At 63.2% G+C, this 11,979-nt stretch carries 12 protein-coding genes and 1 tRNA gene; 8 read left to right on the forward strand and 5 right to left on the reverse strand.

Annotation, left to right across the window (positions count from 1 at the left end; all coding sequences use genetic code 11):
* Window positions 1-26: 26 nt before the first annotated feature.
* A complete protein-coding gene (gene aguB, locus B7Y49_RS10865; protein ID WP_374127608.1) occupies window positions 27-887 on the forward strand; it encodes an N-carbamoylputrescine amidase in 861 nt (286 codons plus the stop codon).
* 131 nt (window positions 888-1,018) lie between these two features.
* On the opposite strand, the gene B7Y49_RS10870 is transcribed toward aguB, so the two are convergent.
* The gene (locus tag B7Y49_RS10870) at window positions 1,019-1,291 is read right to left on the reverse strand and encodes a hypothetical protein (RefSeq protein WP_374127609.1); all 273 of its coding nucleotides are present in this window, start codon (window positions 1,289-1,291) and stop codon (window positions 1,019-1,021) included.
* A 54-nt stretch (window positions 1,292-1,345) separates the two neighbouring features.
* On the opposite strand from B7Y49_RS10870, the gene B7Y49_RS10875 reads away from it, so the two are divergent.
* Complete coding sequence (locus B7Y49_RS10875; protein ID WP_374127610.1) at window positions 1,346-1,927, forward strand: chlorite dismutase family protein; 582 nt, start codon at window positions 1,346-1,348, stop codon at window positions 1,925-1,927.
* A gap of 122 nt (window positions 1,928-2,049) precedes the next feature.
* Here B7Y49_RS10875 and B7Y49_RS10880 read toward each other — a convergent pair whose 3' ends face one another.
* Window positions 2,050-2,709 carry a uracil-DNA glycosylase gene (locus tag B7Y49_RS10880; RefSeq protein ID WP_374127611.1) on the reverse strand — a complete coding sequence of 220 codons (660 nt, stop codon included), beginning with the start codon at window positions 2,707-2,709 and terminating at the stop codon, window positions 2,050-2,052.
* Window positions 2,710-2,731: 22 nt separating this feature from the next.
* Here B7Y49_RS10880 and folK point away from each other — a divergent pair, with 22 nt between their 5' ends.
* The 3 genes from folK (at window position 2,732) to B7Y49_RS10895 (ending at window position 4,083) form a co-directional block, all read left to right on the forward strand.
* A complete protein-coding gene (folK, locus tag B7Y49_RS10885; protein WP_374127612.1) occupies window positions 2,732-3,226 on the forward strand; it encodes a 2-amino-4-hydroxy-6-hydroxymethyldihydropteridine diphosphokinase in 495 nt (164 codons plus the stop codon).
* Between the two features lie 57 nt (window positions 3,227-3,283).
* Window positions 3,284-3,359: transfer RNA gene (locus B7Y49_RS10890), tRNA-Lys, on the forward strand.
* A gap of 13 nt (window positions 3,360-3,372) precedes the next feature.
* Complete coding sequence (locus B7Y49_RS10895) at window positions 3,373-4,083, forward strand: phosphatase PAP2 family protein (RefSeq protein ID WP_374127613.1); 711 nt, start codon at window positions 3,373-3,375, stop codon at window positions 4,081-4,083.
* On the opposite strand, the gene B7Y49_RS10900 is transcribed toward B7Y49_RS10895, so the two are convergent.
* Window positions 4,049-4,909, reverse strand: coding sequence for a CoA ester lyase (locus tag B7Y49_RS10900; RefSeq protein ID WP_374127623.1), 861 nt, complete (start codon window positions 4,907-4,909; stop codon window positions 4,049-4,051). The genes B7Y49_RS10895 and B7Y49_RS10900 overlap by 35 nt on opposite strands.
* Window positions 4,910-5,104: 195 nt before the next feature.
* Between B7Y49_RS10900 and B7Y49_RS10905 the strand changes: the two genes are divergently transcribed.
* Window positions 5,105-7,294 (forward strand): TonB-dependent receptor, encoded by a 2,190-nt coding sequence (locus B7Y49_RS10905; protein ID WP_374127614.1) that lies wholly within the window; start codon window positions 5,105-5,107, stop codon window positions 7,292-7,294.
* On the opposite strand, the gene galE is transcribed toward B7Y49_RS10905, so the two are convergent.
* Window positions 7,291-8,292 (reverse strand): UDP-glucose 4-epimerase, encoded by a 1,002-nt coding sequence (gene galE / locus B7Y49_RS10910; RefSeq protein ID WP_374127615.1) that lies wholly within the window; start codon window positions 8,290-8,292, stop codon window positions 7,291-7,293. The two genes, B7Y49_RS10905 and galE, sit on opposite strands and share 4 nt — an antisense overlap.
* A gap of 96 nt (window positions 8,293-8,388) precedes the next feature.
* Between galE and msrA the strand changes: the two genes are divergently transcribed.
* Both msrA and B7Y49_RS10920 read left to right on the forward strand, forming a co-directional pair.
* A complete protein-coding gene (gene msrA / locus B7Y49_RS10915; RefSeq protein WP_374127616.1) occupies window positions 8,389-8,937 on the forward strand; it encodes a peptide-methionine (S)-S-oxide reductase MsrA in 549 nt (182 codons plus the stop codon).
* 38 nt (window positions 8,938-8,975) lie between these two features.
* Window positions 8,976-9,515: a hypothetical protein gene (locus B7Y49_RS10920; protein ID WP_374127617.1), complete on the forward strand. Its 540-nt coding sequence runs from the start codon at window positions 8,976-8,978 to the stop codon at window positions 9,513-9,515.
* A gap of 137 nt (window positions 9,516-9,652) precedes the next feature.
* On the opposite strand, the gene B7Y49_RS10925 is transcribed toward B7Y49_RS10920, so the two are convergent.
* On the reverse strand, window positions 9,653-11,788 hold the full coding sequence (locus B7Y49_RS10925) for an AsmA family protein (RefSeq protein ID WP_374127618.1): 2,136 nt from the start codon (window positions 11,786-11,788) through the stop codon (window positions 9,653-9,655).
* Between the last annotated feature and the right edge of the window lie 191 nt (window positions 11,789-11,979).

Raw genomic sequence — 11,979 nt, forward strand, 5'->3', positions numbered from 1 at the left:
CTTTTCTATCCCAAGCGAGGACCAGCATGACCGAGATTACCGTCGCCGCGCTGCAGCTTGCGTTCGGCCCCGATATCGACGCCAACATCGCCAACGTCTCGCGGCTGGTGCGCGAGGCGGCGGCGCGCGGTGCGCAAGTGATTCTGCCACCCGAATTGTTCGAGGGCGAGTATTTCTGCCGGGTCGAGGATGAGGGCCTGTTCGCGACCGCCAAGCCGGCTGGCGAGCACAAGGCGGTGCTGGCGATGCAGGCGCTCGCTGCCGAGTTGCGCGTCACGATCCCCACCAGCTTTTTCGAGGCGGACGGGCCGCATCATTATAATTCGCTGGCGATGATCGGCCCCGATGGTGCCGTGCAGGGCGTGTACCGCAAGAGCCATATTCCCGACGGCCCGGGCTATGAGGAGAAATTCTATTTCCGCCCCGGCAATACCGGTTTCAAGGTGTGGCCGGGGCCTGTCGGAGCCGAACGCGCGACGCTGGGCGTCGGCATCTGCTGGGACCAATGGTATCCCGAGACCGCTCGCGCGATGATGCTGATGGGTGCGGAACTGCTGTTCTACCCCACGGCCATCGGCAGCGAACCGCATGACGAGGGACTCGATACCGCTCGGCTATGGCGTCGCGCGATGGTGGGGCATGCGGTGTCGAACGTGGTGCCAGTGGTTGCCGCCAACCGGATTGGCAATGAACAGGGCCAGACCTTTTACGGCACCAGCTTCATCACCGATGAGCGCGGTGACATTCTGGCCGAGCTTGGCCGCGAGGAAGAAGGCGTGATCACCGCCACGCTCGATATCGATCGGGTGAAGCGCCACCGCGCCGCTTTCGGCTTCTTCCGCGATCGCCGCCCGGAGCTGTACGGGCGGCTCGTGCAGGATATCTAAATCCGACTGCAATAAATCTGAACCAATCCCCCCGTTCGCCCTGAGCGAAGTCGAAGGGCTTGCGCCGCGCTTGGGCTTCGACTTCGCTCAGCCCGAACGGAGAAGGTGGTCGTAGGCGACTCAATTCTGGTTTAGAGTCCCCGGAAACCGACCTTTTCGGTGAGCACGATCGGGCGGCTACAGCCGTCGAGGGTGCGCACCACTGCCGCGATGTGCTGGGCATCGGGTTCCTGCCCGAGGCGCCGCGCGCCGATCGCCTTGCCAGATTCTGCCATCCTGACGCGGTGATCATTACACGCTGGTTTATCGGTCTTGACCGGGGCGGGTTTCTCGCTCGCCGCGGCACCGCCGCTTACCCCAACAGCGGCCATCGCCACTACTGACAGCACCAGAAAGGCACGCATTGCACTCTCCCTTGATTGGTTCGGATGCGATATCAAAAATCGAAAGGGATGTGAATGACTTCATTGACCAACGATGCAACCGTAACAACGCATGGGCCGCTGTCGGTTGCCCGGTTCACGGGCGGCGATGCGGGTCAGTGGCGGGTCACGTCGATTACGGCGGTGCAGGGCGCGACTTTGCCGGTCGCCGGGTTTCTCGACATCAGCAATGCTGGCGAGTCCACCGGCAGCTGCTGGCACCTGCGCGGTACTGCGAGCAATCTTCGCTACACCACCGCTGACGAACGCCGTCAGTTACAGGCGAAACAGGAAGGCCTCGGGCGACCGGCATCGACCAGGGCGGCGCTGATCCCGATCCGCAAATCGGCGGTGTGGTGGGCAATGGCGCAGGATGAACGCCGCGCCGTTTACGAACAGGGCAGCCATTTACCGATCGGGCTGGACTATCTGCCCGGTGTGGCGCGCAAACTCTATCATTCGCGTGATCTGGGCGAGGAATTCGATTTTCTCACCTGGTTCGAATTCGCGCCCGCCGACGAGGCGGCGTTCGATCATATGCTCGATCGGCTTCGGGCGTGCGGTGAATGGGCCTATGTCGACCGGGAGATCGATATCCGCCTGACGCGGATGGACTAACTTGCTTCATAAAACAAAACACAAAACTCCCGTTCGCCCTGAGCGAAGTCGAAGGGCAGGCGCAGCGCCTGGGCTTCGACTGCGCTCAGCCCGAACGGTTTGGGGGCGAGCACGGTTTACCCCTAGCCCCCGTTCCGCACCGCAATCGCCCGCGTGAATACCGCCTCGAACATCTCCGCCGTCAGCCGCCCGGTATTCTGGTTGTAGCGCGAGCAGTGATAGCTATCGATCAGGATGCGGCCATCGGGCATGCGGTGCTCGGCCAGATGCCCGAAGCGTGCCTTGGGCAGTCGCCCGCCGAGAATCTTGACGGCTGACTGATGCGCGATCTGCCCCAGCGCGATGAAGACGCGCGCGTTGGGCAAGCCGCTGGCCTGGCGTTCGAGGAACGGGCGGCAGGTGTGAATTTCAGCCGGCGTCGGCTTGTTGGCAGGCGGCAGGCATTTCACCGCGTTGATGATCATCGCGCCGTTCAGCGCCAGCCCGTCATCCGGCGTCCCCGCATAGGTGCCTGTGGTCAGCCCGAACTTGGCGAGCGTGTTAAACAGCAACTCGCCCGCAAAATCGCCCGTGAAAGGTCGTCCCGTGCGGTTTGCCCCATGTTTGCCGGGGGCCAGGCCGATAATGCCGAGCCAAGCATCCGGATCGCCAAAAGCGGGGACAGGGGCGTTCCACCAATCGGGGAATTCCACGCGCAGTTCTTCCCGAAAGCCGACCAGCCGGGGGCAGAGCGGGCAATCATGCGGGGGCTCAGTGGAGGAAAGCGGGCTTGGCGCGAACATCCACTGGCGATAGGCGGGGCGGATGCCGATGCCAAGCGACGTCCCGCATTATGCGATTGCGCTCGGTGCGAACCGGGTCGGACTACATGGCGGGCCAAGCGCGACCCTGGCAGCTGCGTTGGCCGAGATCGGCGGCGTCATCATCGCCTCGCCGGTGGCGGTCACCGCGCCGGTCGGCCCGTCGATCCGGCGCTTCGCTAATCAGGTCGCGATCATCGCCAGCGACGAAGCCCCGCCCGTCCTGCTTTCACGACTCAAGGCGATCGAAGCGGCATTCGGACGGCGGCGCGGGCAACGCTGGGGGGCGCGCGTTATCGATCTCGACATCATCCTGTGGAGCCAAGGCGCCTGGGCATCGCCCGGACTGACGGTGCCGCACGCCGCGTTTCGCGATCGGATGTTCGTGCTCGGCCCGCTCGCCGCCGTCGCGCCTGACTGGCGCGATCCGGTGACGGGGCTGTGCATCCGGCATTTGCGGGCGCGGCGCGCACGACACCTGCCCCTAATGCCTTGTTGACCGCTTGGAATTGCGCTCCTAACGGCATCCGACACACGCATGGCCGTACGTTGGTCGGGGCCCGTAGCTCAGTCGGTAGAGCAACGGACTTTTAATCTGTAGGTCTCGGGTTCGAATCCCGACGGGCCCACCAGCCGGATCATGCCATGTTGCCAGCCGATACCGTTATCGACGAAGTCCGCCACCCACCTTGGCTGTTCTACGCCGCGGGCGCGCTGGCGCTGGCGGTGATCGTCATCGTGGTGCTCGGGATGACGGTGGCGCGCGGGCAAGGCGCGGCAATCGACCGCGCGATCATGCTGGCAATGCGCCCGCCGTCAATTGTGGACGCCGCCCAATCACACGGCGGTTTCCGGCAAGTGATGATCGATATCACCGCGCTCGGCGGCGGCACGGTGCTGACAATCATCGTTTCGAGCACCGCCGGTTTCCTCGCGATGCGGCGGCATTGGCTGACATTGGGGCTGGTGCTGGGCGGCACGATCAGCGGGTCGTTGGCGGTCGGCATGATCAAAACGCTGGTTGGGCGCCCCCGGCCGAGCGTGATCGATCATCTGGTCGATGCCTGGTCGGCGAGTTTTCCGAGTGGCCACGCCGCCAACAGCGCGACCATCTATCTGACGCTGGCACTGCTGCTGATGCAGATCGTCGAACAGCGTATGGTGCGCTGGTATCTGATCGGGGTGGCGGTGCTGCTCGTCACCGCGATTGGCGTCAGCCGCGTCTATCTGGGGGTGCACTGGCCGAGCGATGTACTTGCCGGGTGGAGTTTCGGTACGCTCTGGGCGCTGGCCTGGTGGTCGTTGGGGGGCTGGATTCGCCTCAGGCGCGCGCAAGGATTGCCTTTGCTGCCTTGAGATGCGGCGCGTCGATCATCTTGCCGTCAAGGCTCAGCGCGCCTGCGCCGGGATTGGCGGCGAACAGGTCTATAATCGCCTGTGCGCGCGCAATTTCGTCGGCGCTTGGTGAAAAGGCGGCGTTGATGACCGGCACTTGTGACGGGTGGATCGCCATCATGCCTGTAAACCCATCGCGCCGCCCCCGCGCTGTATAGGCCGCCAGTCCATCGAGGTCGCGAAAATCGGGATAGACCGTTTCGATTGCGGGCACTCCCGCCGTATGCGCGCCGAACAGGGTGAGCGACCGGGCCAATTGGTACGGCGCGGTATAGCTGCCATCCTCCTCTCGCGATGTGCTCGCGCCGATCGCGGCGGGCAGATCCTCCGCGCCCCAGGTCAGCCCGCACAGGCGTGGCGTGACCCCGCCATAGCTGCCGAGCGCGAACACCGCCGCCGGGGTTTCGGTGGCGATCGGCAGGATCATCGTTTCGCCGGACAGGTGTTGGTCGAGAGCAGCGAGCGATGCGCCACCCTCCGCCTTGGGCAGCACGATGCCGTCGGGTTTGGTGTCGAGCACGGCGGCAAGGTCCGCCTCGGCCAACCCTGAATCGAGCGGGTTGATCCGCACGAACAGCAATTGGCGGCGCGGCGCGGCGAGAAAGGCGGCCACCGCCGTGCGCGCAACCGGTTTGGCAGCCAGCGTCACCGAATCCTCCAGATCGAGGATCAGCGCATCCGCGTCCAGCAGCGCGGCCTTTTCCATGCGATCGGGCCGATCACCGGGCACGAACAGCAGGGAACGTAGCCGCGCAGCGAGTGGGGGTGCAGGCACGGAAACAGCCATCGTCGCTCCAAGGATCATCTTGGCCGGGTGTACCCCGAATTCATCGCTAGTGAACCCTGTCATTGCGCGCTTTCGGCAAGTCGACGCGGACAGCACCTTAGCCGAAGCGTTGCAGGCATGCGGCGAAAGTGTTTGATACTTTATACCATCACATTATAAGCCCGCTCGGCCAAATCAGATGTGTGGAGTCTGTCGATGCGTACGATCTTATTGACTGGTGTAGCGTTGCTGACGCTGGTCCCCATGCCGGCGATCGCTGGGTCAACCGAGGCCAGCGGCATCGGTGCGGCGCCCGTCGCCGCCCCAGCGCCAGCGATCGAGCCCCCCGTCAATCCACAGGCCGAACAGCCGCAAGATCTGATTGTGAGCGCCCCCTTTGAGCGGCGCGAGGATGATGTGCTGCAAGGCACATCGGTCCTGAGCGGTGAGGCACTGACGCGCAGCCTGCGCCCAACGATTGGCGAGACGTTGACCCGGCTGCCCGGCGTTTCGGCAACGTCATTTGGTCCTAATGCGTCGCGCCCGGTGCTGCGCGGATTTCAGGGCGAGCGCGTACGCGTCCTGAACGACGGGATCGGATCGATCGATGTGTCGAACACCTCGGTCGATCATGCTGTGGCAATCAATCCGCTGCTTGCCGAACGGATCGAGGTGCTGCGCGGGCCCGCCGCGTTGCTATATGGATCATCAGCGGTGGGCGGGATCGTCAACGTCATCGACACCCGCATTCCGCGCACGATCCCTGACATGGGCTATCGGCTCAGCGGGATTGGCAGCTATGGCAGCGCCGCGAACGAAAGATCGGGCCAGCTGGCGGGGGATGTCGCGATCGGCAAACATCTCGTCCTCCACGCCGATGGATCGTATAGCCGCACCGGCGATCTGCGCATCGGCGGCTTTGCACTGACCCCCCAGCGCCGCGCCGAAGCGCTGGCGTCAAGCCTGCTCGCCGTCGACCCCACCGATCCTGAGCCGATCGATTTTGCCGGCAACGCCGCGATCCGTGGTCGCCTGCCCAATACCGCCAGCGAGACATGGACGGCAGGGTTTGGCGCATCAATCATCACCGATACCGGCAATCTGGGCATTTCCTACAGCCATTATGACAGCCTGTACGGCGTGCCGATTCGTTACGCGACACTGCCCGGCCAAGGCCAGGAATCGCCCCGACTCGATGTCGTCCAGAACCGCGTCGATCTGCGCGGCGAGGTAGAAACTGGTGGCGACCTGTTTGATCGAATCCGCTTACGCGTCGGCCAGGCGAGGTACCGGCATTTCGAGCTTGAGCCCGACGGCGAAATCGGCACGTCGTTCTTCAACAACGGGCTCGAAGGGCGACTGGAGATCGTTCAGGCCAAGCGCGGCGGCTGGCGGGGCGCATCGGGCGTCCAGTATTTCAATCGCCAGTTCAACGTGGTGGGAGACGAGGCTTTCCTGCCCAAAAGCGAAACCAACCAGACCGGCATTTTCACCCTCCAGCAGTTCGATCTCGGCCGCTTCAAGGCAGAGGCAGGCGCGCGCTATGAATTCAGTGACGCCACGTCGCGCACCCCCGTCGGCGATCTGCGTTTTTTCCGTGGTCAGCGCGATTTCGGTGCCTTTTCGGGTTCGCTCGGCGGGTCATACGGCATTACCGATGGTCTGCGCGCCGGGCTCAACCTGTCCTATACCGAACGCGCGCCTTCAGCCGAGGAGCTTTTCGCCAATGGCGCACATGCGGGCACCCAGGCCTATGAGCTTGGCAGCCCCGACTTCCGGCTCGAACGGTCATGGGGGATCGAAGCAACGTTGCACGCGCATGGCGAAGGCTACAGCTTTGATGCTGCGGCTTACTACAATGATTTCACCAACTATATCTCCGAAAACCAGGTCGATCAGGCGATCTGCGAGGCGGCGGCGGCGCCCAGCGGGCGCGTAGTCGATCTCCCCTGCTTCCAGTTCAGCCAGGCTGATACGCGCTATTTCGGGTTCGAAGCCGAAGGATCGGTCACGCTCGGCCGAGTCGCAGGCTACAAGATCAACGCCGATCTGCTCGGTGATTATGTAAACGCGCAGATCATTGATCTTGGGCCCGTGCCGCGCATTCCCCCTGCCCGCGTGCTCGGCGGGATTGAAGCGCAGTCGGATAGCACCACAGCCCGGGTGGAGGTGGAACACGTCTTCGCCCAAACCCGCCTCGCCGGTTTCGAGACGCGAACGGCGGACTTCACCATGGTCAACGCCTCGATCAGTTTCAGCCCGTTCGGCCGCGACAGTGGCACCAGTCTTGTCGTGAGCGCGAACAATCTGTTCGACGTCGATGCCCGCCGCCACGCGAGCTTCCTGAAGGATTTCGCGCCACTGGCGGGCCGCGATATCCGGGTAACGGCGCGCTTCGGGTTCTAGGAAGCCGTCCGCTCCGCGAGTTTGCGCTCCCAGGCCAGCGCATGCGTCACGATCGTATCGAGATCGTCTAACGCTGGCCGCCAGGGGAGGGTTGCGAGGATCTTGCAGTTGTCGGCGATCAGTGCATCGGGGTCGCCCGCGCGGCGGCCTTCGTAGCAGCGATCGATCGTGCGGTTGGTGACGCGGTCGACAGCATCGAGTACGTCGTTGACCGAATAGCCCCGGCCATAGCCGGCGTTCATGATGTGGCTGTCCTCGGGTTTGGCGATCAGCAGATCGAGCGCATGGACATGCGCGGCGGCGAGATCGCTGACATGGATATAGTCACGCACGCCGGTGCCGTCGGGCGTGGCAAAATCGGTGCCGAAGATCGACACGTGATCACGCTTGCCTGTCGCTGCTTCTACCGCGACCTTGATCAGATGGGTGGCGCCCGCGGTCGATTGCCCGGTCCGCCCTTCGGGATCGGCACCGGCCACGTTGAAATAGCGAAGCGCGCAGAAATTCATCGGGTGCGCCGCCGCCACATCCCGCAGCATCGCCTCAGTCATCAATTTGGAGGTGCCATAGGGATTGATCGGGCGGGTCGGGCTGTCTTCCTGCACCGGCACACTATCCGGAATGCCATAGGTGGCGGCGGTCGACGAGAAGATGAAATGCGGCACCGCGCAGGCGACCGCGCTTTCGATCAGCGCGCGGCTGGCGACGGTATTGTTGCGGTAATATTTGAGCGGATCGCTGACCGATTCAGGCACCACGACCGATCCGGCGAAGTGCATCACCGCAACCACGCCGTAATCGCGCATTGCGGCGCGGACGGCGGCATCATCCTCGATACTGGCCTCGATCAGCGTCGCGCGCGGATCGACCGCCCATGCGAAGCCGGTGATGAGATTATCGATTACGACGACCGGCCACCCGGTATCGAGCAGCGCCAGCACCGCGTGGCTGCCGATATAGCCCGCCCCGCCCGTGACCAGTACCGAACCCTTTTGCATCATCACCGCTCCTGTTTCGCGCAACTGCCCTAGCAAGGGTGATTGTCTGGCGCGACCCCGTGCCTATCTATCAACCCAGATGTTAAGGAGCCCAACATGACGACCGAAATCGCAACCTTTGCTGGCGGCTGCTTCTGGTGCACCGAAGCGGTGTTCAACGACGTGATTGGCGTTGAAAAGGTCGAAAGCGGCTATATCGGCGGATCAGTGCCCAATCCCACCTACCGCCAGGTCTGCGGCGGCGATACCGGCCATGCCGAGGCGATCCGCATTACGTTCGATGCCGATCAGCTGACCTATGGCGATCTGCTCGACATGTTCTTTGCGACGCATGACCCGACGACGCTCAACCGCCAGGGCAATGACGTCGGCACGCAGTATCGCTCGGCGATCTTCCCGCATTCCGAAGAACAGCGCGCCGAAGCGATTGCCGCGATCAAGCGTGCCTCGGCCGATTGGCCCGCGCCGATCGTCACAACGATCGAGCCGCTGTCCGAATGGTATGTCGCGGAGGATTATCACCAGGAATATTGGGGCGGCGACGGCCAGCGTAACCCCTATTGCCTCGCCGTCATCCCGCCCAAGCTCAACAAGCTCCGCAAGAGCTTTGCAGCGCGCTCGAAATCGGCGCAGACTGTCGGCTGACAGGCTGCTGGGGGCGGCTGGAGGGGGGAGACTGCTGCATGCTGGTGACCGAAGCGCAAGCCGATCTTCGGCGGGCGTATGTGAGCGGTGGCCCGGGTGTGCTGGTGTCGTCGGCCGTGTGGTTCATCGCCGCGTGGGTGCAGCAAACCCAGGGCATCGCCCTTGGCTTTGTCGCGCTGTTCATTGGCGGCATGGCTATTTTCCCGGTCTCGAAGCTGATGTGCCGGTTCGTTTTTCGGCGCGAAAATGAATCATCCGCCAACCCGCTTGGCATGGTCGCGCTGGAAAGCACCGTCGCAATGATCGGCGGGCTGTTCGCCGCCTGGCTTTTTCTGTCGTCAACGCCGATGCTGGTGTTTCCCATCGCGGCGATCGCGGTCGGCACGCATTACGGGGTGTTCAAGACGATCTATGGCGATCGGACCTTTTGGGTGCTGACGGCGGTGATCACGGCAATCGGCTTTGCCGATATCTACGCAGCACCAATGCGCGGCGCGACGGCATGGTCGGTCGCGGTCGTGGAACTCGTCTTTGGCCTGTTTCTAGTGGCGCGTACGATGGGGCGTAGTGCGACTTGAAGCCATCTAGAATATTGATGCGTTGAGGCACGATCTCCCGTCTTCCCGTCACCGCGAGCTTATACTAGGGTAACAGGGATGGGCTGGAAGGCGACCTGTGCCATCCACGCACGCCGTCCTCCAAAAAAACCACCCCCTCAAAATATCCCCAGAAACTTCTTCCGTTGTTCCTTTTTCTGGCCCTTGGTGCGGTTGCCGTTTTCCGATTTGGCGGTGGTGCCGCGGCCGACATCGTCACGCGGCGTGCCCTTGGTCGTGCGCTGGGCCGTTGCGGTGGCACCCGCCAGAATGGGGCCGCATGCCGCCGCCTTGGCATCACCGACATCGACAAAGGCGAGCACCGACGCGAGCGGCGTCGCCACCACACCGAGCGCCACAGCAGCACCTGCGCGCGCGAACAGATCGCTGCTGATCGGATCAATCGCAGGGGCAGCGAAGTAACCCTTCACGGCAACGGGGGACTGGGCCGACAACAGGCTGAACTTCTTGCCATCCGCGCGGAAGGACAAATCGATCGCTTCGTTGCGGAAGCTGAAGCCGCCACGTCCGACCATTACGTTTTTTCGCGTATCGATCAGGATCGGATCAGCCGCCGCGATCCCGCGTCGCACGGTGAAACCGATGAGCCCGCAATTGATCTGCACCGGTTCCTTCAGCCGACCCTGGAGCAGCTTGTAGAAATAAGTGCCGACATCGAGTTCAGAGAGCTGCACGTTGCGTGTCCAGAAACTCCCCTTGGGCAGGATGACGGCGATGCGGCCATTAGCGGTGCTGAGCGAATCATGCACGCTGTTGCCCGTGCCAGTCATCTTGATCCGCGCCTTAACCGTGCCGCTCGTCCCCGATTCCTCCACCCCGAACCCCGCAAGCAGCACGCCCATCGGCGTGGGCGACAAGCGGATATCGTAATCGGTGAACACCGGATCACGTCGGGCATTGATCGCGATATCCGAACTGACCTTGCCGCGCGCCAGATCGAACGTCAGCGGAGAGAGCGTCAGCAGCCGATCATCGAGCGTTAGCATCATCGCAATGTTCGATACTGGCAGGCTCTTGGCGCGCACCCGCCGCACCGAATAGCGGACATCGGCGTCGAAATTCTTGAGCGATTCGGTGCGAAGCGGCGCATCAGGCAGCAAACGCGGGGCACGCCCCACCTTGGTCACCGCTCCCGCCCCGCCCTTGGCGGCGATCAGATCGGGATTATAGCCAATGAAGGGCGCGATATCGATAATGTCGAGCGTGCGGGTGGCCAGCGTCGCGGTCAGCAACAGGCGCGGCTCGCGCATCGTCACCGTCAGCCGCCCTGCCAGATCGCTATCGCCGAACCGCCCGGTCAATTGAGTGAAACGCCACTCACTACCGGCCTTGGTGAGGGCTGATCGCAGCCGATAGGCGCGGGTTTCAGGCACGGCGATGCCGGCGACGTCGAACAGATCGGCAATGTTGCGACCCCGGACATCGACGTTCAGTTTCGCGCCCTCAAGCTCAGTCGCGCCGGGCAGCGTGCCGGTGATGTCGGCCACGGTGCGGGCGGCGCGGATGTTGATCGCGAGCTTGTTCTCACCACCGGCCATTGTCGCATTGGGTGAGAGGAGCGCGCCCGACAGCGCGAATGGCGTACCGCTCGCAGTGCCCGTCCCTGCGAATCGGATATCGTTGGTCAGCACCGTGCCCGCCGCACGAATCGTGCGCACGGCGATGTCGGCGGACAGCTGATATTTGGGATCACGGTAGCGGATTTCCGTGCCCTCAACGATCGCGCGGCGGATCAGCGGGATGTCGAGCGGCTTGCCATCGGTCACGAAAGTCCAGCTGTTGCGCTGGTGTGCGCGGTCCCATTGCAGGTCGATCTTGCCGCCATCAAGATTGAGCCAGTTGAACCGCCGCTCGCCGAACAGGAAGCTCGAGGTGGCGATATTCGAATCGATCGCGCGGGCTTCGAAGAAATTGCGCGGGCCCGCCCAGGCGGGGTTGGAAACGGTCAACCCTTCGGCATAGAATTTGGCATCGATGATATTGAAATAGAACTGAAAATCCCCGCCAACGCGCACCTGACGCTGGCTCATCTGGCTGGCGATTCGCTCAAACGGGGTCTTCAAGAAGCGCCCCTTGGTGACGAACAAGACCACCCAGGCGAGCACGATCAGGCCGATCAGGCTGGTGACCACCGCGATGATTGCAGCAACCGGCGTACCGATACGGATCGAACTGCCAGTCCAGCGCGGCCAAGCGCGGGTGGCCTTCCACGCCGGAAAATCATGATAACTCATCGCGTATTAACCGCGGGGCTGCGCGAACGTTCCAAGTCTCCGCTGGTTCACGCCCGGTTGCCAACCGACCAACCTTCGTCTAAGCGCCTCGTCTTTCCGCGAGTAAGAGGAACTGCCCGGCCGGTATGGGCTGCCGTGGCCGTTCATAAATCGTCGCGCAAACAAGGAGACGAAAATGCCCAAACTCAAGA

The sequence above is a fragment of the Sphingomonas sp. 28-62-11 genome (assembly GCF_002278865.1).
In the GTDB taxonomy this organism is placed as follows: Bacteria; Pseudomonadota; Alphaproteobacteria; order Sphingomonadales; family Sphingomonadaceae; genus Sphingomonas.

What these genes read in the sequence shown, in the direction of transcription:
- aguB (WP_374127608.1), top strand. Translation starts at nt 27, where the DNA reads ATGACCGAGATTACCGTCGCCGCGCTGCAGCTTGCGTTCGGCCCCGAT.
- B7Y49_RS10870 (WP_374127609.1), bottom strand. Translation starts at nt 1,291, where the DNA reads ATGCGTGCCTTTCTGGTGCTGTCAGTAGTGGCGATGGCCGCTGTTGGG.
- B7Y49_RS10875 (WP_374127610.1), top strand. Translation starts at nt 1,346, where the DNA reads ATGACTTCATTGACCAACGATGCAACCGTAACAACGCATGGGCCGCTG.
- B7Y49_RS10880 (WP_374127611.1), bottom strand. Translation starts at nt 2,709, where the DNA reads ATGTTCGCGCCAAGCCCGCTTTCCTCCACTGAGCCCCCGCATGATTGC.
- folK (WP_374127612.1), top strand. Translation starts at nt 2,732, where the DNA reads ATGCCGATGCCAAGCGACGTCCCGCATTATGCGATTGCGCTCGGTGCG.
- B7Y49_RS10895 (WP_374127613.1), top strand. Translation starts at nt 3,373, where the DNA reads ATGTTGCCAGCCGATACCGTTATCGACGAAGTCCGCCACCCACCTTGG.
- B7Y49_RS10900 (WP_374127623.1), bottom strand. Translation starts at nt 4,909, where the DNA reads ATGGCTGTTTCCGTGCCTGCACCCCCACTCGCTGCGCGGCTACGTTCC.
- B7Y49_RS10905 (WP_374127614.1), top strand. Translation starts at nt 5,105, where the DNA reads ATGCGTACGATCTTATTGACTGGTGTAGCGTTGCTGACGCTGGTCCCC.
- galE (WP_374127615.1), bottom strand. Translation starts at nt 8,292, where the DNA reads ATGCAAAAGGGTTCGGTACTGGTCACGGGCGGGGCGGGCTATATCGGC.
- msrA (WP_374127616.1), top strand. Translation starts at nt 8,389, where the DNA reads ATGACGACCGAAATCGCAACCTTTGCTGGCGGCTGCTTCTGGTGCACC.
- B7Y49_RS10920 (WP_374127617.1), top strand. Translation starts at nt 8,976, where the DNA reads ATGCTGGTGACCGAAGCGCAAGCCGATCTTCGGCGGGCGTATGTGAGC.
- B7Y49_RS10925 (WP_374127618.1), bottom strand. Translation starts at nt 11,788, where the DNA reads ATGAGTTATCATGATTTTCCGGCGTGGAAGGCCACCCGCGCTTGGCCG.